Source organism: Natrinema sp. DC36 (assembly GCF_020405225.1).
In the GTDB taxonomy this organism is placed as follows: Archaea; Halobacteriota; Halobacteria; order Halobacteriales; family Natrialbaceae; genus Natrinema.
The window spans coordinates 3,476,142-3,494,948 of the sequence record NZ_CP084472.1 but is presented as its reverse complement, the minus strand read 5'-3'; the positions used below and the strand labels follow the sequence as shown (position 1 = coordinate 3,494,948).

Annotated in this window: 19 protein-coding genes and 1 tRNA gene; 8 read left to right on the top strand and 12 right to left on the bottom strand. The window is 63.8% G+C overall.

The window, feature by feature from the left end; all coding sequences use genetic code 11:
* Window positions 1-64 precede the first annotated feature (64 nt).
* The 5 genes from LDH74_RS17865 to LDH74_RS17845 all read right to left on the bottom strand — a co-directional run bounded on the left by LDH74_RS17865 (window position 65) and on the right by LDH74_RS17845 (window position 2,381).
* Entirely contained in the window at window positions 65-316 is a 252-nt protein-coding gene (locus LDH74_RS17865) for a HalOD1 output domain-containing protein (protein WP_226040038.1), read from the bottom strand.
* Window positions 303-698: a hypothetical protein gene (locus LDH74_RS17860; RefSeq protein WP_226040037.1), complete on the bottom strand. Its 396-nt coding sequence runs from the start codon at window positions 696-698 to the stop codon at window positions 303-305. The genes LDH74_RS17865 and LDH74_RS17860 overlap by 14 nt, the downstream gene beginning before the upstream one ends.
* Window positions 699-1,358: 660 nt before the next feature.
* Window positions 1,359-1,556 carry a hypothetical protein gene (locus LDH74_RS17855; RefSeq protein ID WP_226040036.1) on the bottom strand — a complete coding sequence of 66 codons (198 nt, stop codon included), beginning with the start codon at window positions 1,554-1,556 and terminating at the stop codon, window positions 1,359-1,361.
* A 207-nt stretch (window positions 1,557-1,763) separates the two neighbouring features.
* Window positions 1,764-1,838 (bottom strand) — tRNA-Arg (locus LDH74_RS17850).
* Between the two features lie 174 nt (window positions 1,839-2,012).
* A complete protein-coding gene (locus LDH74_RS17845; RefSeq protein WP_226040035.1) occupies window positions 2,013-2,381 on the bottom strand; it encodes a hypothetical protein in 369 nt (122 codons plus the stop codon).
* Window positions 2,382-2,747: 366 nt separating this feature from the next.
* Between LDH74_RS17845 and LDH74_RS17840 the strand changes: the two genes are divergently transcribed.
* The 3 genes from LDH74_RS17840 (at window position 2,748) to LDH74_RS17830 (ending at window position 4,875) form a co-directional block, all read left to right on the top strand.
* Window positions 2,748-3,329, top strand: a complete 582-nt coding sequence (locus LDH74_RS17840) for an AAA family ATPase (protein WP_226040034.1) — start codon at window positions 2,748-2,750, stop codon at window positions 3,327-3,329.
* A complete protein-coding gene (locus LDH74_RS17835) occupies window positions 3,326-3,739 on the top strand; it encodes an RNA-binding domain-containing protein (RefSeq protein ID WP_226040033.1) in 414 nt (137 codons plus the stop codon). Before LDH74_RS17840 ends, LDH74_RS17835 begins: the two co-directional genes overlap by 4 nt.
* A 164-nt stretch (window positions 3,740-3,903) precedes the next feature.
* On the top strand, window positions 3,904-4,875 hold the full coding sequence (locus LDH74_RS17830; RefSeq protein ID WP_226040032.1) for a CBS domain-containing protein: 972 nt from the start codon (window positions 3,904-3,906) through the stop codon (window positions 4,873-4,875).
* Here LDH74_RS17830 and LDH74_RS17825 read toward each other — a convergent pair.
* A complete protein-coding gene (locus LDH74_RS17825) occupies window positions 4,872-5,825 on the bottom strand; it encodes a hypothetical protein (protein ID WP_345778534.1) in 954 nt (317 codons plus the stop codon). The two genes, LDH74_RS17830 and LDH74_RS17825, sit on opposite strands and share 4 nt — an antisense overlap.
* Before the next feature lie 157 nt (window positions 5,826-5,982).
* Window positions 5,983-7,377, bottom strand: coding sequence for a signal recognition particle protein Srp54 (locus tag LDH74_RS17820; protein ID WP_226040030.1), 1,395 nt, complete (start codon window positions 7,375-7,377; stop codon window positions 5,983-5,985).
* Between the two features lie 143 nt (window positions 7,378-7,520).
* Here LDH74_RS17820 and LDH74_RS17815 point away from each other — a divergent pair, with 143 nt between their 5' ends.
* The 3 genes from LDH74_RS17815 (at window position 7,521) to LDH74_RS17805 (ending at window position 9,895) form a co-directional block, all read left to right on the top strand.
* Entirely contained in the window at window positions 7,521-7,742 is a 222-nt protein-coding gene (locus LDH74_RS17815; RefSeq protein ID WP_226040029.1) for a hypothetical protein, read from the top strand.
* 117 nt (window positions 7,743-7,859) lie between these two features.
* Entirely contained in the window at window positions 7,860-8,390 is a 531-nt protein-coding gene (locus tag LDH74_RS17810; protein WP_226040028.1) for a hypothetical protein, read from the top strand.
* A 56-nt stretch (window positions 8,391-8,446) separates the two neighbouring features.
* Entirely contained in the window at window positions 8,447-9,895 is a 1,449-nt protein-coding gene (locus LDH74_RS17805; protein ID WP_226040027.1) for a dihydrolipoyl dehydrogenase, read from the top strand.
* A 93-nt stretch (window positions 9,896-9,988) separates the two neighbouring features.
* Here the strand turns inward: LDH74_RS17805 and LDH74_RS17800 are convergent, their stop codons facing one another.
* Both LDH74_RS17800 and LDH74_RS17795 read right to left on the bottom strand, forming a co-directional pair.
* Complete coding sequence (locus LDH74_RS17800) at window positions 9,989-10,696, bottom strand: ferritin-like domain-containing protein (protein WP_226040026.1); 708 nt, start codon at window positions 10,694-10,696, stop codon at window positions 9,989-9,991.
* Between the two features lie 215 nt (window positions 10,697-10,911).
* Complete coding sequence (locus LDH74_RS17795) at window positions 10,912-11,724, bottom strand: sulfurtransferase (RefSeq protein ID WP_226040025.1); 813 nt, start codon at window positions 11,722-11,724, stop codon at window positions 10,912-10,914.
* Between the two features lie 279 nt (window positions 11,725-12,003).
* On the opposite strand from LDH74_RS17795, the gene LDH74_RS17790 reads away from it, so the two are divergent.
* Window positions 12,004-12,861: a sulfurtransferase gene (locus LDH74_RS17790; protein WP_226040024.1), complete on the top strand. Its 858-nt coding sequence runs from the start codon at window positions 12,004-12,006 to the stop codon at window positions 12,859-12,861.
* A gap of 107 nt (window positions 12,862-12,968) precedes the next feature.
* On the opposite strand, the gene LDH74_RS17785 is transcribed toward LDH74_RS17790, so the two are convergent.
* A complete protein-coding gene (locus LDH74_RS17785; protein ID WP_226040023.1) occupies window positions 12,969-14,189 on the bottom strand; it encodes a polysaccharide deacetylase family protein in 1,221 nt (406 codons plus the stop codon).
* A 215-nt stretch (window positions 14,190-14,404) separates the two neighbouring features.
* On the opposite strand from LDH74_RS17785, the gene LDH74_RS17780 reads away from it, so the two are divergent.
* Window positions 14,405-15,040, top strand: coding sequence for a rubrerythrin family protein (locus tag LDH74_RS17780; protein WP_226040022.1), 636 nt, complete (start codon window positions 14,405-14,407; stop codon window positions 15,038-15,040).
* A 1,137-nt stretch (window positions 15,041-16,177) separates the two neighbouring features.
* On the opposite strand, the gene LDH74_RS17775 is transcribed toward LDH74_RS17780, so the two are convergent.
* Window positions 16,178-17,275: a Gfo/Idh/MocA family oxidoreductase gene (locus LDH74_RS17775; RefSeq protein WP_226040021.1), complete on the bottom strand. Its 1,098-nt coding sequence runs from the start codon at window positions 17,273-17,275 to the stop codon at window positions 16,178-16,180.
* A gap of 556 nt (window positions 17,276-17,831) precedes the next feature.
* Entirely contained in the window at window positions 17,832-18,596 is a 765-nt protein-coding gene (locus tag LDH74_RS17770) for an IclR family transcriptional regulator (protein WP_226040020.1), read from the bottom strand.
* Window positions 18,597-18,807 lie beyond the last annotated feature (211 nt).

Genomic DNA, 18,807 nt, shown 5'->3' with positions numbered 1-18,807 from the left:
AGAGGTGGAAGTTAGCCTGGAAGGGACATTGAGTTTAGAGTGGAGAACCCGCATCACTCAATAGTCATTTACTCCCTCTTGATACACTCGGCGTATGCAGGACACCATCAACGAAGATTTGTTCCTCGTGGGTCAGAGTGACTTGAGGATCGGAATATTGGAACGTAAAGGTCCAGTCGCCCTTCTCTTGCTCATACACTTTCTCTAATATTTCTGGGTCGATGTACTCGTACAATGAATCGAGTTCCCCTGGTTCTACCTCATCTTGGGCGGCCACCGCTTTGACAACGTTGGTGACAACGTCAGTTCGCATCATCGTTAATTTTCTTCTGTATAATCCTACAGTTGTCAATCAAGGGTTCGGGGATTTCGTCCATCGACTCGAACACGTTCTCAACGATAAATGCCGGTTCCGCAAAGTTGGGGCCACGCTGGACACAGAACCGTTCGGAATCCCAGCGAACGTACCCTTCTTCGGCGAGCTTAGGGAGGTGATGATGGCGCAAGTGAATAGCTAATGACTCAGAGTTCATCGACTGGTTAGGGGATTCTGCAGCCTCAGGTAGCGAGAGCCGTCGCTCTTGTGGCACATCCAGCAACGAATTGATAATCTCTCGCCGCGGCTCGACAGAAAGGATGTCAAATAACTTATTCCACCGCTCAGCCCATTCCTCATCGTTAGACGGACTTGCAGTCATACTCTGGCCAATTGTCTCTACGCACTTCACCCTTGTTGGCGTGCAACTTTTGATAATTTCTACATTTTAACTTTACCACCTCTATCGAGGATCTCCATCTTAGCCGACCTTGCAGCTAATCCAGCGAACTGTACTGCGAGTGTGTGCTGTGTATTCAGCACGGCTCTACAGAAGTCACTAATAGTTGATAGAGGCACCAGCGTTAGATTCGCAGATCTACGGAACGGCTGGTTCAGTAGGGCGGGCGTGAAACAAACGAGATCCTCGTACTAAACTCATCCTCTGTAGTCAGCACGCCGTTTCTGACAGTGTTTACGCAGAATGAGTAGCCGCTGCTGAGTAGAAAGCGCAAATTCATCAGTCCAGTCGGTTCTAAACATCGATTAAATTCCCCGGACAGTCTCGATGATTTCCATCGATTCGAGAATCATCCAGAGGAGGAACAATCCGTATAGGCAGAGAAAGCCGTATGCTTCGTGGTCGGTGAGTTCGAGGTCCGTGCGTGTAAACACGACGCAACTAAAGTTGTGAAAATCAGCGTCTGATGAAGGTGTAGTTGCGCAAACGAAATGAAGGGGTAGTGTTGCCACTATGGAGGCCGGTTCAGCGGTCGGCGACAGCGCCGACGAATCCGGTTTCAGAGCCGCCGCTTGGAGTCTTTCAGGTCAACTCGACGCCACGGAGTACGGTCGGATCGTTCCCCGATCGCGACCACTTCTCGAGAGCCTCGCTCGCGAGCGCATGGAGGTTCTCAAAACGGTCCGACTTCAACCGGGAGAGAATCGTATCGATCCGCATCCGCCGGGGCTCGCCCTGGTCGTCGAACTCGAGGCTGACCCCAGTTTTCTCGAGCCCCATTCGATCTCAGTGAGTACTGTCGCTGATGAATGGTTCGTGGCCGAACGCGGGCACGATGGGATTATGAACTACGCCGTCGGCTCGCTCCGCTCGCCGCCGTCTAGTTCAAATCCCATCTCTGTCTGTGATTCGCTCCTCGCGTCCGTTTCCGTGAAACTACGTTTCACGACGTTCCGCTCACTGGTTCGCGGAACCGTCGCAGAATCACGGGCACGATGGGATTTGAACCCACGACCGTCGGATTAGAAGTCCGACGCTCTTTCCGGACTGAGCTACGTGCCCTCGAGTCCGAATCCACGACGGAACGGCATAAGCGGTTGGGATTCTCGTCGCAGTCAACCGCTCGCTACGGTATCAAACAGGCGAACGGAATTCGAACGCGGTACCCGACGGTACCCGGTGATTCGCACAAAAAAGGTGCGTCCTCGTGAGTACCCGCGTCGGCACCGGCCGGCGTCAGAACTCGACCTCCGCATCGTCGTCGCTCGAGTTCTCGGTGTCGTTGCCGCCGGACTCGTTGATGGACGCGTTCTCCGTGTCATCACCCGTCCCGTCGTCGGATTCGTTCCCCACGCCGCCGTCGGACTCGTTGTCGGATTCGTTGCCGAGTCCGCCGTCATCCGACTCGTTACCGAGCCCACCGTCGTCGGACTCGTTACCGCCATCGCCGGAGCCGAGGTCCTCCGAACCGTCCGTTCCGTCCGACTCGTCGTCCGGCGAGTCCTCGCTGGATTCGCCGTCGTCCGAACAACCTGCGACTGCAGCGATCAGTCCGGCACCGGCTCCGGCCGTGAATCGACGCCTGGTGAGTATCTTGTCTGTCATGGTACGCACCCGTCTCCGCAACGGACTGCCACATAACGGCGTCTCTCCGTTTCAGCGATCAGTCAGAGTTTGATCGAATTGCCTCGAATTGGAACGGTTGAGCGAAGTACGACCGTCGAACGCGTCGGTTCGATGCGAGCGAACTCATCGATAGCAGGCGCATAAGCCGCGCCGACTCGAGCGAGACCGGCTGTCGAGTTCGACCCCGCTCGAGGGGCGGCCGACTCGGAATGTAACGCGGCGAATGTCGATCCTAAAACCGTTGCAGCGAACCGATGGATGGTCCGACCGCCGAGCGGAGACGGTGCAGTCCGGACCGAACGGCGAACACAGCGTTTATGCACGTCTCGCCGGTACGTAGTCTCGATGCACGTCATCGGAACGGTCGGGCTCCCCGGAAGCGGCAAGGGCGAGGCCGCGACCGTCGCACGCGAGGACGGAATCCCGGTGGTCACGATGGGCGACGTCGTCCGCCAGGAGACGGCCGACCGCGGGCTCGACCCCGCGACGGATCACGGCACGGTCGCGCAGGCGCTGCGCGAGGAAAACGGCCCGGCGGCCATCGCCGAACGATCGCTGCCGATGATCGAGGATCGCCTCGAGGCCCACGAGACGGTGCTGGTCGACGGCATCCGCTCGGGCACCGAGGTCGACGTCTTCGAGGACGAGTTCGAAGACGCGTTCACGCTGGTCAGTATCGAAGCTCCCTTCGAGTTGCGAGCCGAGCGGATCGACGAGCGCGGCCGGGACGCGAGCGAGGCCGACGGCGGCGAGGGGCTGGCCGCCCGCGACGAACGCGAGCGCAGCTTCGGAATGGACGATGCGATGGCCCGCGCCGACGTGGTCGTCGAGAACACCGACTCGCTCGAGGCGTTCCACGATCGGATTCGGTCGATCGTCCGGGGAACCGACGACGAGAAACGTGCCGAGGCCGAAGCGGACCCATGAGCGAGATCTACCGCGTCGACGTGGAGATTACGGCACCGATATACGACACCGAGGTCACGAGTCGCGTGATCGACGCCGTCGCGAATATCTTTCCCACCGCCGACCTCGAGGAGGAGTTCGGCGAGGTCAGGGGCGAGGCCCACACGCTCGATCACTTTTCGGAGCAGTTGCACCGCCAGGAGATCCTCGACACCGCCCGCGGCGAGTTCTTCGCCAACCGCGAGGGCGACGCGTTCACCTTCGCGCTGAAAAAGCAGGCGGCCTTCGAGGACTACGTCAACTTCTCGGTCGGCAAACCCGACGAACTCGGCGAGATCGCCGTCCGGGTCCGGGTCGACGAACCGAGCCTCGAGGAGTACGTCGACCACATCGCGCCGCCGACGGAAGACGGGCGGCCGGTCGACACCTGAATCGGCGCTCCCGAGTCGCGACTCATTGTTCTGTCTGTCCCACTGTGCCGCTCGAGTCGGTCTCGAACCCGGTCACTCGCGGTCGCGCTCGAACAGCGCCGGCGGGTGTCCGTTCAGCGAGTGGCCCTGCCAACTGATAGGGGTCGACCACGTAGGGCCGTCAGATGCACGACACGATATCCGTCGCGGAAATCATGGTCGAGGATGTCGTCACCGCCCCGCCGAACGCGACCGTCACCGAAGCGGCGACGCTACTACGCGACGAAGGCGTCAGTTCGGTACTCGTCGTCCGAGACGGTGACCCCGAGGGTATCATCACCGAGGGCGACTTCGTGACACAGCTCTGTGAACGACGGGATCTCGGCCACCTCGAGCTATCAGCGGTCATGTCGTCACCGCTGACGACGATCGAACCGACGGCCTCGATCGTCGACGCCGTGGCGCTGTTGCGGTCGACGGACATCGAACACCTGCCGGTCGTCTCGAGTCCCGAGCGGACGAGCGAGACGGCGGCGGATGACGGCACCGGCGAACTGGTGGGAATCGTCACGACGACCGAACTCACCTACTACGTGCCACAGCTCGTCCACCGTGCGACGGAGTCACGCGAGCAACCGCCTCAGCGACGTGTGCGGACCGACACCCTCTACGAGCGCGACGACTGGGAGTTCGAGTACCGCGGCGCGGACGAGACGGCCGTCTCGGTCGGCGACGTCGCACGGTTCTCGAAGCCGATTTCCGAAGACGACGTCGAGGCCTTCGCGTCGGTGACCGGCGACACCAACCGGGTCCACCTCGACGCGGCCTACGCGGCCGAAACGCGCTTCGGCGAGCGGATCGTCCACGGCGTCCTCGCGAACGGGATCGTCAGTGCGGCGCTGGCCCGGCTCCCGGGACTGACGATCTATCTTTCACAGGAAAGCAGCTTCCGCGCCCCGCTCCCGATCGGCACCCGCGCCACCGCCGTCTGCGAGGTCGTCGAGGACCTCGGCCGGTCGAAGTACCGGATCGAGACCGACGTGCTCGACGGCGACGGCACGACGGTCCTCGAGGGGGACGCGGTCGTGCTGATCGACGACCTCCCGCCGGCGGCCGCCCGCGAGCGCGACGCTGCGGCGACCGGGTCGTCCGACTAATCGGGACAGGAACCGACCGCATCGAGCGAGTCCTCGCCCTGATTCCGGTGGTTCTCGGCAGCGATCGGGTCTCTGGCCGCCGCGGCGGCTGCCGCCTCGGCGAACGCCGCTGCCGCGTCTCGCAGGTGTCCGTTCTGACACGACGCCGTCTCGAAGTAGTCGGCGTATCCCTCCGGGGACTCCGACCGCCCGGTTTCGAGTCGGTCCAGCGACGCCGCAAACGTCGCTTCGGCGGTCTCGAACTCCGCCTGCGCGTCCTCGTACTCGTCGTTTTCCAGCTGGTCCCGGCCGCGCTCGAGCGCGCCGAATCCGTCGTCCTCGCTCAGCGTCGCATCGTACGTCTCGGTGAGCGTCTCGAGCGACGTCACCGCATCGCCGAGCGCGGCCGCGCCGTCCGCGAGATCCGCGAGATCGATGCCGGACAGTTCGCCGAGCCGATCGCCGTCGATGGATTCGATCGTCGCCGTCGATTCCTCGTGGCGCTCGCGCGCCCCGGTGACGGTCTCGTTGCGTTCGTCGACGGTCTCGTTCGCCGCATCGAGGTCCCCGTCCTCCTCGAGCGCCGCGTTGACGGCCTCGATATCGTCGGTGATCGTGTCGTCGGTGACCGCCACGGTCACCGCGATGAGGCCCTCGAGAGCGTCCGCGTACGAGCGAAGCGTCCCGATGTCGCTCGTCCGGTCGTCGCCCAGTTCCGATTCCGCTGTCTCGAGGTGCTCGCGCGCCGCCGAGAGGTGGCTCCGCGGCTCCTGTGGGTCGAACTCGACGTCTTCGGGATTCTCGAGGTCGTCGAGGGCGTCCAGCGACTGTGCAGCCTTATTCAGACTGCCCGCAGCGCGGTCGAGCGCGCGTTCGCCGGTCCGATCGCTGACCGCGACGTTGTCCGTGTCCGACGAGCCGGTGAGCCCACCGAGACAGCCGGCCATCGCTGCCAGGGTTCCTGTGCTCACACCGGCCGCGCCGGTACGAGCGAGATACTGCCGACGATTCATTGGTACCCGAGGATTCGTCTAGAAGTCCATTAACGTAGTGGCAGCGAGAGAGCCTTCCGAACCGACAGGACGGAAGCGTTTCGTGAGGCGGGTATTGGCGAAACGCGGGCGAGATCTACCCGAACGGCCCCATACCGCCCATGCCGCCGCCACCGCCACCGCCGCCCTGTTGCATCTGTTTCATCATGCGCTGCATCTCCTGTTCCGAACCCATGCCCTGGAACTGCTTGATGGTGCGTTCCATCATCTTGTACTGCTGGAGCAGTTCTCGGACCTGCTCCTCGCTGGTCCCCGAACCGCGGGCGATGCGCTTGATCTGACTCGCGCCGATGGCCTTGGGGTACTCCTTCTCCGCGTCGGTCATCGAGTCCATGATCACCGAAAAGGCCCGCATCCGGTCCTGGGTGACGTCCATCGCGTCGTCGGGCAGCTGATCCTTGATCCCGCCGCCGAGGCCGGGGATCATGTCCATCACCTGATCGAGCGGCCCCATGTTGTTCATCGCCTCCATCTGTTTCTGCATGTCGTTCAGGGTGAACTGGCCCTGCAGCATGTCCTCGGGGTCCCAGTCGTCCTCCTCGATCTCGGTCTGCTCCATCGCGCGCTCGACGCGCTCGGCGAGCTGACTGAGGTCCCCCATCCCGAGCAGCCGCGAGATGAAGCCGTCGGGCTCGAAGCGCTCGACGTCCTGGACCTCCTCGCCCGTCCCGAGGAAGGCGATCGAGGAATCGGTCTGGTCCACCGCGGTGAGGGCACCGCCACCCTTCGCGGTCCCGTCTAACTTCGTGATGACGACGCCGTCGATCCCGATCGAGTCGTCGAACTGCTGGGCCTGATCCTTCGCGCCCTGTCCGATCGCGGCGTCGAGAACGAGTAGGGACGTGTCGGGTTCGACGACGCCTTCGATCTGCTCGATCTCGGCGATCAGGTCGTCCTCGAGCGCGTGGCGACCCGCCGTGTCCACGATGTGGACGTCGGCCTCGCTCGTCGCCTCGAGGCCCTCGCGGGCGATTTCGACGGGGTCCTCGCCGTCGGGATCGCCGTAGAAGTCGACTTCTGCGCGCTCGGCCATCTCCGCGGCCTGGTCGTACGCGCCGGGGCGGAAGGTGTCCGTCTGAATGACGGCCGGTCGGAGCCCCTTCGTGGAGAACCACCAGGCCATCTTCGCGGCGGACGTGGTTTTACCGGACCCCTGCAGCCCGGCCAGCAGGATGGTCTGTTCCTCGAGGGGCAACTCGGTGGAGTCGCCGATGAGGTCGACCAGTTCCTCGTAGACGATGCGGAGGACGAAGTCCCGCGCCGGGGTGCCGGCCGGGGGTTCCTCCTCGAGGGCGCGCTCTTTGATGTTGTCCGACAGCGCCATCACGAGCGAGACGTCGACGTCGGCGGAGAGCAGCGAGCGCTGGATCTCCTTGACGATCTCCTCGATATCTTCCTCGCTGAGTCGCGACTTCCCGCGGAGCTTGTCGAGGGTGCCCCGCAGAGAACTCCCGAGATCGTCGAGTACCATTTGCTGGGTCTACGGGGCGATGGTGTTAAAGGCTTTTTCTACGGCCGACGCGATCGGCTCGGTTTGCCCGCTCGAGCGCTCATCGCCCGAACCGATCGCCTGGCGTCGGAGAGTATTTCAGCCGACCGCGACAACTCCCACGTATGAGTTCCGACGCAGATGTAGATCCCTCGGAGTACGAGGCGCTCGCGGACGCGGACGTGACCATGCGGCAAAACGAGCACGGCCTCCACATCGCCGACGACGAGGAGACCGGCGTCTCGAGCCAGGGACAGACGCCCGAAGAGGCCCTCGCGAATCTCGCGGCGGCGGTCGAGGGATACGCGGACGCGACGGACGACGATCCGGGCGACGACTGGCTCTGAGACGAGCCGCGTGCGACGACGCCCCGAGATGGCCGAGAGAGTCGGTATCAGTACACGTTTTTTCGAGAGGAGGACCAGATCGGATATTACCACCGGCGATGGATCTGTAAGCGTCGCATGGCAGACACACCGCACGAGCCGTCAGGACAGGTGGAATCGACGAAGACGAACGCCGCGTTCGGTCGGCGACGCGTTCTCCGAGCCGGAACGGGGCTGGTTGCGACGACGCTCGGAATCGCAGCGTTCGGCGGACAGGCCGCCGCACACTTCCCGGCCGACCTCGAGATCGAGATCCGACCGGGCTGCGATCGCGCGCCGATCAATCCGGACAGTCGCGGCGTAGTCCCGGTTGCCGTCCGACAGACTGACGAGTTCGATCCGACGAGCGAGCCGGTTCGATACCGGTTCGGTGCGCCCGACGTCGTCGGTGACGGCGGCGGCGGTGCCCGACCGATCGGTGACGGTCACCTCATCGACGCGGATCGGGACGGCCGACCGGCTCTCCTCCTGTTCTTCCGAGCCGACGAGACCGGGTTCGACGGCGGCGAATCAACTGGCCGACTCGAGTGGGAACGCGACGACGAGGGGAATCACGGACTCGCGGGAACGGCGCCGGTAACGATCGTCGGCCGGCGCGGCAGGGACTGATCGGGGTTCGCATAGCAGGCCCCCGTTTTACGCGGCCGTTCGTGGTTTCGAACGGTATGGACGCGTACGACATCGTCGTCCTCGGCGGCGGATCGGGGAGTCAGGTCGCGACCGCGGCGGCCGACCGGGGACTCGAGGCGGCCGTCGTCGAACCCGGGCCGCTCGGCGGGGCCTGCATCACGCGGGGCTGCGTTCCCTCGAAGGCGCTCATCCACCGCGCGGACGTCGCGGAAGGCGTGCGCGGAGCCGAGAAGTTCGGCGTCCCCGCTCGGTTGCACGAGATCGACTACGGCGAGATCACGGAATCGGTTCACGACACGGTCTACGAGAAGGCGAACAGTCAGGAATCGAGCCTGAACGACAGCGAGAACGTCACGCTCTACCGCGGCGAGGGCCGATTCGTCGACGACCGAACGATCGAGGTCGAACTGAACGGCGAGGGGAACGAAACGGCGGAGATCAGCGGCGAGACCGTCGTCATCGCCGTGGGGGGCCGACCGATGGTCCCGCCGATCGACGGCCTCGAGGACGTCGACTTTCTCACGAGCGACGACGCGCTCTTCCTCGAGGAGCGCCCCGACGAACTCGTGATCGTCGGCGGCGGCTACATCGGTGCCGAACTCGGCTATTTCTTCGGCGCGCTGGGGGCCGACGTCTCGATCGTCGGCCGTAGCGACCGGCTCGTCCCACGGGAAGACGACGACGTGAGCGAGGTCGTGACGGACTCGCTCGAGACGTACTGCGACGTGTACACCGGCTACGAGGCGGCCGAGGTCGAGGAAGGTGACACGGTCGTCGTGACCGCGGAGCCGAGCGACGGCGATGAGGAGGAAGGGGACGGTAACGCGGTCGAACTCACCGCCGACGACCTCCTGCTCGCGACCGGGCGGCGGCCGAATACCGATACGCTCGACCTCGAGACCACGGGCGTCGAAACGGACGACACGGGCTACGTCGAGACGGACGATCGGCTGGAGACCGCCGTGGACGGGGTCTGGGCGCTCGGCGACGTTCTCGGCGAGCAGCCGTTCAAGCACGCGGCCGACGACGAGTCGAAAGTCGTCGCGGCGAACGTGCTGGACGATGCCGGGGAGACGATCGACTACGAGGCGATGCCCCACGCGATCTTCACCAGCCCGCGGGTCGCGAGCGTCGGGCGAACGGAGGGCGAACTCGAGGACGCGGGCCACGAGTACGAGGCCGTAACCGTCCCCTACGGGACCGCGCCGATGGGGATGATCCTCGAGGCCGACGACGGCTTCGTCAAAGCCATCGCTGGACCCGACGGCGAGATTTTTGGCTGTCACATCGTTGGGCCACAGGCCGCGACGCTGCTCCACGAGGTGGTCGTCGCGATGGACGGCGGCGGCACGGTCGACGACGTCGCGGGGCCGGTCCACGTCCATCCCGCGCTGAACGAGGTCGTCTACGCGGCGTTCGACGAGCTATCGGACTCGAAATATTCGACGGCGCCCGATTGGCGAGACGTGAGCGGGCGGGACTGAGGGGATTCGCTGGCGATCAGTACGGACGGTGGATCGAGCGATGTCGGACCCGCGGAAAAAATACCGCGCAGAGGAGTGAACGCGTACCGCTCCCTATTCCACGATGAACCCGCTTGCCAGCTCCAGGACCTCCGATTTGGAGCGCGGATCGTCGAACGCCTCGGGGAATCCGATCTCGCCGTTGAGCTCTCGGAGGAACGAGGCGTGACGCGCCTCGACGCTGTGGATGCTGAGCGCCGGCGCGATAAGTTCGAACGTATCGATATACGGCGCCGCACCGGCGTACGCCGAGACGCCGACGTCCTCGAGGGTGGCGGCGGTGGCGATGAACTCCGCCGGATCCTGGACGGCCGTCCCGAAGTCGAACTCCGGTGGCTGGACCGGTTCGCCGCCCAACGCTTCCACCGTCTCCGCGAGGACTTCCACGTGCCGTATCTCGTGATCCCGAACGACGCGGAGTCGGTTGAGGACCCGGTCCCCGATCGGCCCCCACTCCTCGAAGTGCTGTTCGAGAGCCGATTCGTCGATGTTCCGGATCCCGCGGGTGTAGAACGTCGCCTCGAGATACTCGAGGGTGAGCGCGTAGTTGAGGATGTCGACGTCGCTCCCGAATTCGTCGGGGACTGCTTCGGGCGGCTGCTCCGCCGATTCTTCCGTTGCCGATTCGTCACTGGTTTCGTGATGGTGGTCCCCACCAGTCGCCGCAGCACTGCCGACGGCCCCCGTCGACAGGGCGCCAGCGATGCCGCCGAGGACGGGTCGTCGACCGATGTCAAACCGATCTGAATTGTCGTTAGTCATGCTTGGGGAGTACCCGGGCGGAACGAGTGAGACCGGCCAGTAAGTACCGAATCATCGTTTCTGCGTCCAACGTACAGTTCCGCCGAACATCTCCGCGATCGGAACAGAGGACGCCGACGGCAATTCATGCGTACGTGAACCCTGTCGATTCGGAATCGGTGGGAGTCACGCGGTCGAGACGGAGACGGAAACCGGGACGAGTCGGTCGCGGAGCGTCAGTTGTCGTCGGCCGTCGAAACGGGACCGGTCTCGACCTCGCCGTCGTTGGCGAGCCACTCCGTCAGACTCCCCTCGTAGAAGCGGACGTTCTCGTAGCCCAGCGCCCTGAGGACGACGTAGGTGTGGCTGATCCGGCGGGCTGTGTTGCAGTAGAGGACGATATCTCGGTCCGGCGTGATTCCGTGCTCGGCGAGCAGTGCCTCGAGTTCCCCCTCGGGTTTCAACCGCCGCGTTTCGTCGTCGACGACCTCGCGCCAGTCGAAGCGCACCGCGCCGGGTAACCGGGCCTCCTCGAACTCGTCTTGCTCGCGCGTGTCGACGAAAACGGCGTCGCGCTCGAGGGCGTCCGCAACGGCGTCGTAGCCGACCAGCGGGCTCTCCGAGGGCTCGAGCGGATCGGGCTCGTAGTCGGTCGCCTCGATTTCGGGCGTCTCGCTCGTGGTCTCGTACGCCCGGTTCCAGGCGCTGTAGTCGCCGTCGAGCAGGCGGATGTCGTCGTGGCCGTACTCGAGGGCGGTGAGCACGAACCGGGCGGCGAAGACGCCGTGGGTGTCGTCGTAGGCGACGATCGTGTCGTCGGGATCGATCCCTCTCTCGCTGAGCAGGTCGGCGAATGCCTGGGCACCGGGCAAGGTACCGCGATCGACGTCGCTCTCGTCCCGGTAGCTGTCGAAGGGGACGTTCACTGCACCGGGGAGGTGACCGATCCCGTCGTACTCCCAGGCGTCCCTGACGTCCACGATGCGTACGGTCGGATCGTCTAAACGCGCTGCGAGCCAGTCGGGGGAGACGACGACGGATTCGTCCATTAGGCGACCGATACGAACCGCAGATCCGAGTACGCACCGGTTTCGCGACGATCCCGGCTACCGGGACAGTGGCAACTCTTGCTTGTTTTTGGTGGAGTTCCTGTCCTGTCCCGCCCTCTTGCTCCAGCAAACACCGCGAATCCGACGAATACAGCCGCTGTACGAACGGTGCTGTGGATCATCGATCCCAGTGGCGGCAATTATTTCCGACAGAGTCGACTGGTGTCCGAATTGACCGGTTAAGTAGTCCCTTTGTGTGTCCCCGTCCATAGAACGAGTATGGCAAACGACTACGCCAAAGACGTACTCGTCACGGCTGACTGGGTCGAGGAGCGCCTCGACGACTTTCAGGACGACGGCTCCGACCTTCGACTGGTCGAGGTCGACGTCGACACGGAAGCATACGACGACGCACACGCACCCGGCGCGATCGGGTTCAACTGGGAGACGCAACTCCAGGACCAGACCCAGCGAGACATCCTCGACAAGGAGGACTTCGAGGACCTCCTCGGGAGCCACGGCATCAGCGAGGACGACACGGTCGTCCTCTACGGTGACAACTCCAACTGGTTCGCCGCCTACACCTACTGGCAGTTCAAGTACTACGGCCACGACGAGGTCTACCTGCTCGACGGCGGCCGCGAATACTGGCTCGAGAACGACTACCCGACCACGGACGAGGAGCCCGACTTCTCCGACGCCGAGTACGAGGCGGCCGGCCCGCGCGAGAGCATCCGCGCCTACCGCGAGGACGTCGAGAACGCGATCGATCGCGGCGTTCCGCTCGTCGACGTTCGCTCGCCCGAGGAGTACTCCGGCGAAATCCTCGCGCCCCCGGGACTTCAGGAGACCGCCCAGCGCGGCGGCCACATCCCCGGCGCGAAGAACATCTCGTGGGCCGCCGTGACCAACGACGACGGCACCTTCAAGGATCCCGAAGATCTCGAGGAGCTCTACGCCGACGAGGACATCGACGGCGACGAGACGACCGTCGCCTACTGCCGCATCGGCGAGCGCTCGTCGGTCGCCTGGTTCGCCCTGCACGAACTGCTCGGCTACGAGGACACCGTCAACTACGACGGTTCCTGGACCGAGTGGGGCAACCTCGTCAACGCGCCGATTGAAAAAGGCAACTGAGCATCGTTCGGTACGCAACGGACAACTAGCGGCTTTGCCGCACCCATTTCTGCGCCACTCGAAAAATAGCGGCAGCCACGCTGACGGACGACCGCTCGCCTGAGCGTCTACTCCTCGTAGATGTGGCTCGACGCGATGTCGTCCGGCCCGACGACCTCGAGGTCACCGGCCGACTCGAGGTCGCTGAGATAGGAGAGCGTCTCCTCGAGCGCCGTCCCCGATTCGCCGGAGAGGTCTCCGTAGCTGAGCGTGGTGATCGTCCGGAACTGTGCCGTCCGGTCGAGCAACTGCTTGGCCTCGTCGGCGGACGGACCGACCGTCCGCGGGGCGATTGCCGGGTTCAACAGATCGGCGTGACCGCCGTAGCCGCCGACGAAGCCGACGTCGTGGTGCTCCTCGACGAGGGACATCGTCGTCTCGTCGTAGCGATTGAGCGGATAGGCGAAGTAGCCGGCACCGTCTTCGAACCCGTTGCTCTCGAGCCACTCGATCGCGCCCTGGATGCGGTCTCGCTGTGTCGATTCGGACCGGCCGGCGAGACTGCCGCTGGACGTCCCCTGACTGGCGATCGTCCACCCCTCGCTCTGGAGGGTCTCGAGTTGGCCCTGACTGACGTAGCTGGAGCCGCCGACGTAGTCGGTGGGGACGAACGCGGTCGCGGGGAAGTCGTAGTCCGACAGCGCCGAACGAGCCCGGGTCGCGGTGGATGCGCGGCCGCCGTCGAACTGGAGGAGGACTTTGCCGGTGTCCGGGCGAGAGACGAAGTGGAGGTCGTCACACCACAGCGTCACCGACTCGCCGTCGCCCGCCAGCGCCGAGATCTTGATGTGGGCGATCGAGCTCAGATCCGGCTCGCCGTCGGTCCCGATAACCCCGAGATCGTAGCGGGCGAACGGAAGTCCCGGCGGGACGTCACACTGGAGGAGAAGCCGGTTACCGTCCGTATCGGAGAGCTGGACGATCGGATCGACGTCCTGCTCGGTCGCAAACGCCATCGCGGGGAACTCGTCGGAGAGGTCCCGCGGCTGGTCGAATCGTCGTTTGATCATCACTCGTTGCTCTGCCTCCATCGCCTCCATGCGGCCGGACTGCTCGCCGACGTACGTGCGTTCGGCATCGAGTTCGAGCGAGCCCTCCATCACCGTCCACATCGAGAGGTCGTCGAACTGATCGAACGACCCGGGATCCTCGTCGACCGGCTCCGGCGAATCGGAATCGCCGTTGCCGTCGTCATCGTCCGGTTCGTCCGACGTTTCGGAATCGCTCAGGGCGGAACAGCCACCGAGCGTCGCTGCGGCGGCCGTCACGAGATACGCTCGTCGTTTCATTCCGATCGATGAAATTCCGAGTAGTATCATTGTTATGCCGCCGTTGTAGTTCCGTTCGCGACTGGTAACCGGCGCCTATCGACGGGTACGGGGACGGACAACGCGGGGTCGAAGGCGAGCGAGCGGAGCCGTTACAGCGGACAGCGTGGACGCCCGCGACGGAGCCGCGAGTCGCTGACGACAGACATAACTCGAGCCCCCCCGAAGCACTCCGCATGACCGATCCGGACGCGTTCGTCGAGGCCGTCAGCGAGGACAACCAGACCGCGCTCTCGCGACTCGGCTCCTCGAAATCGCTGTACGCCGACACCGGCGGGGAGATCGACACCGAGCCCGTCCTCGAGGCGACCGCCGACGCCGAGTACGCCGCCTGGCAGACGTTCCTCGCGTGGGCCGACGACGAGGGCGACGACGAGGCGCGCGCGGCCTTCGAGACTACGGCCGAGGAGGAGCAAAATCACTACGAGACCGTCGACGGCAAACTCGCTGACGACGAGTACGAGCCGAGCGAGGTCCCCCAGCTCCACGAGTATCTCCGGAATCGCGAGGACACCGTGGAACGGGTCGGCGCACTCGTCGGCCGCATTCTCGCGAGCCAGCGCTCGAAGGACCAGGTCGTCGGCTACTTCGTCGGCGACGCCGATCCCCAGACGGCCAGCCTGTTCCGCGGCTTCGGCGAGGACCTGGACGACCAGCTCGAGCGTGCGAAAACGCTGCTCGAGACGGTCTGTGACAGCGATGAGGACTGGAACCGCGCCCAAGAGGCCGCGAGCGGCGCGATCCAGGCCGCCTACGACGAGTACGTCGAGACGCTCGAGGGGATGGGCGCGAATCCGAAGCCGGTCTGTTAGGCGGCAGTAGCCGCCGACCGGGGGTGTGACTCGCAGTCGGACGGGAGCGAACTCGATTGATCATCCCGATACTCGCCGACGGGGAGCCACCCGTCGGTCGAGACCCGGACTCCCGCGACGGTACTGGAGCGGCGACGACCCTTCGTCTCGGAACGTCTCGTCCCCGGCTCGTTTCGTCGGCCGGTTCCCGAACGACTACCGCGTCGTTCGCCATAATAGCCCGTCGTTAGAAATGTTTGAGTCCATGTAGATAAGAGGTCCTACTAGATGAGTTATATTTGTGTGAGAGGGGAGAATTATCCGTGGTCTCGTCTCGAGGTCGCCGCCCCGTTGACGGGCGACCGGTCATCGGTACAATCGATGGGGGAATCACGGCAGTTGTGGTCTCGCTGTCGATGGGGCGGAGCGGAGCCGACACCGCGTTTTCCGACCGCATGTGGGCGGAGAACGCACGTCGTGGAGGGGTACCGGCCGGATCCGCTCGGATCCGTGGAGCGAAATGCCAGCGTGGCCGCCGAGAGAGGGGTCCCCGGCCCCGTCTCGCGGGGCTCGCCTTCGACATCCGAGACGGGCGGTGGTGAACGCGCTCGGTCGCCCCCTCACAGGGTACACGAAACCGCGATCCGATTCGACGATGAGGATCCCGGCTGTCGGCCGCCCGGGTCCGAATTGTGGTCTCGTCAGCGGCGATACGTCGACGCGATCGCGCACGTCAGCGAGACGGGCCCGATTACACGGACGACGTCGAAACGGTGCAAACGCGTCTTCCGAGCGAGATAAATGCGCATATATCAGTGTTCATAGTTGTATTCGAAACGGACACTATTTGAATTCCGATACTGGAGCCAGCGTGTCGATTCGACGGCCACCCTCGCCGCTGAGACGGTTCCGACGCCGATCGTCGGCGTCACGAGCCGCGACAGAATCGAGCGGTCCGAAACGCACCCGCCGTCTCGCCCGCCACCGCTCGAGGGGGCGAGTCGGACGCAAACGCGTTGCTCCCGACGGATATCGCGACGATACACGGTGGCGACCGTGTCCGGAGCGCGGTCATCCGTCGACCGTGCGAATCGCGACGGCTGCGCCCTCGTCGGTCGACGGCTCGGCCGCGAAAGTCGACGTCCCGATGGAAGCCGGCTACCAGGAGGTGATAGTGACCTCGCGGAGCGGCTGTGAGAGGGGGACGTCGATCGTCCCGTTCGCGTGGTGAGAGAGGTAGAACGCGACGATGATCTCCAGCGATCGGATCGCCTCGCGACCCGGTGATCGATTCTCGGCCTCGCCGTTCAGCAGGGCCTCGATGTGCCCTGCGGCGTTCGCGAACGATTCCTCGTAGTCGTCGTCCCACGTCCACGACCCGTCGATCCCCGGCAGGTCGGTCTCGACGTGCTCACCGTCCTCGAGCGTCCAGTACCGCCACTCCCCGTCGTCGTTGTTCATGTAGAGTTTGCCCTCCGTGCCGACGAACTGGAGCGTCATCGACGAGATGTCGCGGGGGATCGTACAGTCGACGGTGACGAAGGTGTCGTCGTCCATCACGACGTGACCGCCACCGCCGGCGTCGGCGATGTCCTGCGAGACATCGAGGGAGTCGACAGCCTCGTTCTCTCCGGTGATGTAGCCGCTGACCCGCTCCGCGCGCGCGTCGAGCAAGTACACGAGCGTATCGAGCACGTGCGTCGAGTTCCGCAGGAGCTCCATGCGATACTGCGTGCTCACGGAGGCGACGTCGCCGAGGAGGTTCTCCTCTCGGACGAGGGACCGAAGCTGCCGGAGTTTGTCGGTAAACCGGAAGGAGTGATTGACGACGAGTTCGGTGTCCGTTTCCGCGCAGACGTCGACCATTCGCTCGGCCGCACTGACTTGCGAGGCGATCGGCTTCTCACACCAGACGACCTCGGGATCCGCGGCGGATCGAGCGGCGTCGATGGTGTGTTCGTCGTGGAGATACGAGGGAGTGCAGATCGAGACGACGTCGAGGGACTCGGACTCGAGCATCGCCTCGTGGCCGGTATACCGGCGATCCGACGAAACGTCCCACGCATCGCCGAACTGTTCGAGCGCCGACTCGTCGACGTCCGCGACGGCGACGAGTTCGATCTCGTCGGTGGCGGCGTATCCGCCGGCGTGGCTGGCCCGAATCTTCTCCGTTCCGATGACATCCTCGTCGTGCATGCCGAGGATCCCCATTCCTGCGATACCACCGGTTCCGATGATGCCTGCGGTATATGTCATTCCTGTCTCCAATCGGCGGTAGTCGTGTCGTTGGGACGCGAGACGCGAATCGAGGGATCGACGACTGGTGAGTTCACACCCTGCCAATCGCAACCGGTACCCATATATCTTCGACATTCTCACCGGAGCGATCGCTCGTCGTCCGAGGCGGATCGACCGCCGAGGATGCCGCTGTGGGACGTCCGCACGGGATACCCCACGGCCGGAGCGGTGGGAGTGCGGCGTTCCGTCGTGGCGTACTGGGCGCGGGGTCCGAACCCAATCACACGGTAACTGTTAGCATGAAAGCGTTCGGTGGTACCGGAAACTGATCCCGCGGTCTTTCGGCGTTTCGTTGTACATCTATATGGGTGTAAACCAAAGGGAGCACGTAGGTCGTCTCGCGAGGAGGATAAGCGATCTGCCCATCTCGACCACACAAAGATTACATGGATATGAATGTAATGGAACGAGGTCGCCGGCTCAGGAGCGGCCTCGGATCGACGAAAAATGCAGCTTTCGAGCGACACATTTCCGGATACTGGACCTGCAGTGCTATCCGGTCACACCGGATGATCTATGAGTAGGTCATATTCACTTCGATAACGTTTGCAGTACTCAGAACGGCCTTCGGAATCTCGGTCGCGAATATCTCGTCGTCGAATCGATTCGTCGGCCCCGAGACGCTGATCGCGCCGATCGGATTCGCTTCATCGTCACAGATCGGTGCAGCGACACACCGCATTCCGGACACCCGTTCTTCATCGTCGATCGCGTACCCCTGTTCGCGGATCGTCGCCAGCTGCCGCTTCAATTCACCGACATTGGTGATCGTCTTCTCGGTCACGGCGGGTAGTCCGTGCCGATCGATGATCTCGTCGACGGCCGGTTCGGAGAGCCTCGAAAGGATCGCCTTTCCCAGAGCGGTCGTATGGAGATGAACCCGCTTGCCGATGTGGGTATCGAGGTTCACTGCATCTTGCCCTTTCGTCTTGTTTAGAAAGATCCCCTTGCCGTGTTCTTCGATCAGGAGGTTCGCGTGTTCGCCGGTTTCTGACGCTAACTTCTTGATCTCGGGAGAGGCGATCTGGTAGAGTTTCATCTGGCTTCGAGCGAACCCGCCCAACTCGAGAAACCGTGCACCGACGTGGTACGTTCCACCCTCGTTGACGAGATACTCGATCTCGGTCAGCGTCTGGAGATGATCGTGAACCGTACTCTTTGGCATCTCGAGTTCGTCTGAGAGGTCGGACACGCCGGCCCCGTCGAGTTCGTGAAGCGTTTCGATGATCCGGAACGTCGTCGCAGCGGCCTGGACCGGATATCGTGATTCGTTCGACATCTACGCCCCAGTATGGACGGGATCTATTTAATAGTTGTCCGGTGTCGCCGGACGTCTTCCGTCGTCCGCTCGGCACATCGTGACGACCATCGAGAGACCCGAACCCGTCCGAGAGGGTCGAACAACGAGTCTCACGGCCGGAACCGTCGCGGGACCGTTCGACGTCGAATCTCGTCCGGCGAGACGTCTCCCCTCTCTTCTCGCCCGCCCG

What these genes read in the sequence shown, in the direction of transcription:
- LDH74_RS17865 (WP_226040038.1), bottom strand. Translation starts at nt 316, where the DNA reads ATGATGCGAACTGACGTTGTCACCAACGTTGTCAAAGCGGTGGCCGCC.
- LDH74_RS17860 (WP_226040037.1), bottom strand. Translation starts at nt 698, where the DNA reads ATGACTGCAAGTCCGTCTAACGATGAGGAATGGGCTGAGCGGTGGAAT.
- LDH74_RS17855 (WP_226040036.1), bottom strand. Translation starts at nt 1,556, where the DNA reads ATGGGGCTCGAGAAAACTGGGGTCAGCCTCGAGTTCGACGACCAGGGC.
- LDH74_RS17845 (WP_226040035.1), bottom strand. Translation starts at nt 2,381, where the DNA reads ATGACAGACAAGATACTCACCAGGCGTCGATTCACGGCCGGAGCCGGT.
- LDH74_RS17840 (WP_226040034.1), top strand. Translation starts at nt 2,748, where the DNA reads ATGCACGTCATCGGAACGGTCGGGCTCCCCGGAAGCGGCAAGGGCGAG.
- LDH74_RS17835 (WP_226040033.1), top strand. Translation starts at nt 3,326, where the DNA reads ATGAGCGAGATCTACCGCGTCGACGTGGAGATTACGGCACCGATATAC.
- LDH74_RS17830 (WP_226040032.1), top strand. Translation starts at nt 3,904, where the DNA reads ATGCACGACACGATATCCGTCGCGGAAATCATGGTCGAGGATGTCGTC.
- LDH74_RS17820 (WP_226040030.1), bottom strand. Translation starts at nt 7,377, where the DNA reads ATGGTACTCGACGATCTCGGGAGTTCTCTGCGGGGCACCCTCGACAAG.
- LDH74_RS17815 (WP_226040029.1), top strand. Translation starts at nt 7,521, where the DNA reads ATGAGTTCCGACGCAGATGTAGATCCCTCGGAGTACGAGGCGCTCGCG.
- LDH74_RS17810 (WP_226040028.1), top strand. Translation starts at nt 7,860, where the DNA reads ATGGCAGACACACCGCACGAGCCGTCAGGACAGGTGGAATCGACGAAG.
- LDH74_RS17805 (WP_226040027.1), top strand. Translation starts at nt 8,447, where the DNA reads ATGGACGCGTACGACATCGTCGTCCTCGGCGGCGGATCGGGGAGTCAG.
- LDH74_RS17800 (WP_226040026.1), bottom strand. Translation starts at nt 10,696, where the DNA reads ATGACTAACGACAATTCAGATCGGTTTGACATCGGTCGACGACCCGTC.
- LDH74_RS17795 (WP_226040025.1), bottom strand. Translation starts at nt 11,724, where the DNA reads ATGGACGAATCCGTCGTCGTCTCCCCCGACTGGCTCGCAGCGCGTTTA.
- LDH74_RS17790 (WP_226040024.1), top strand. Translation starts at nt 12,004, where the DNA reads ATGGCAAACGACTACGCCAAAGACGTACTCGTCACGGCTGACTGGGTC.
- LDH74_RS17785 (WP_226040023.1), bottom strand. Translation starts at nt 14,189, where the DNA reads ATGAAACGACGAGCGTATCTCGTGACGGCCGCCGCAGCGACGCTCGGT.
- LDH74_RS17780 (WP_226040022.1), top strand. Translation starts at nt 14,405, where the DNA reads ATGACCGATCCGGACGCGTTCGTCGAGGCCGTCAGCGAGGACAACCAG.
- LDH74_RS17775 (WP_226040021.1), bottom strand. Translation starts at nt 17,275, where the DNA reads ATGACATATACCGCAGGCATCATCGGAACCGGTGGTATCGCAGGAATG.
- LDH74_RS17770 (WP_226040020.1), bottom strand. Translation starts at nt 18,596, where the DNA reads ATGTCGAACGAATCACGATATCCGGTCCAGGCCGCTGCGACGACGTTC.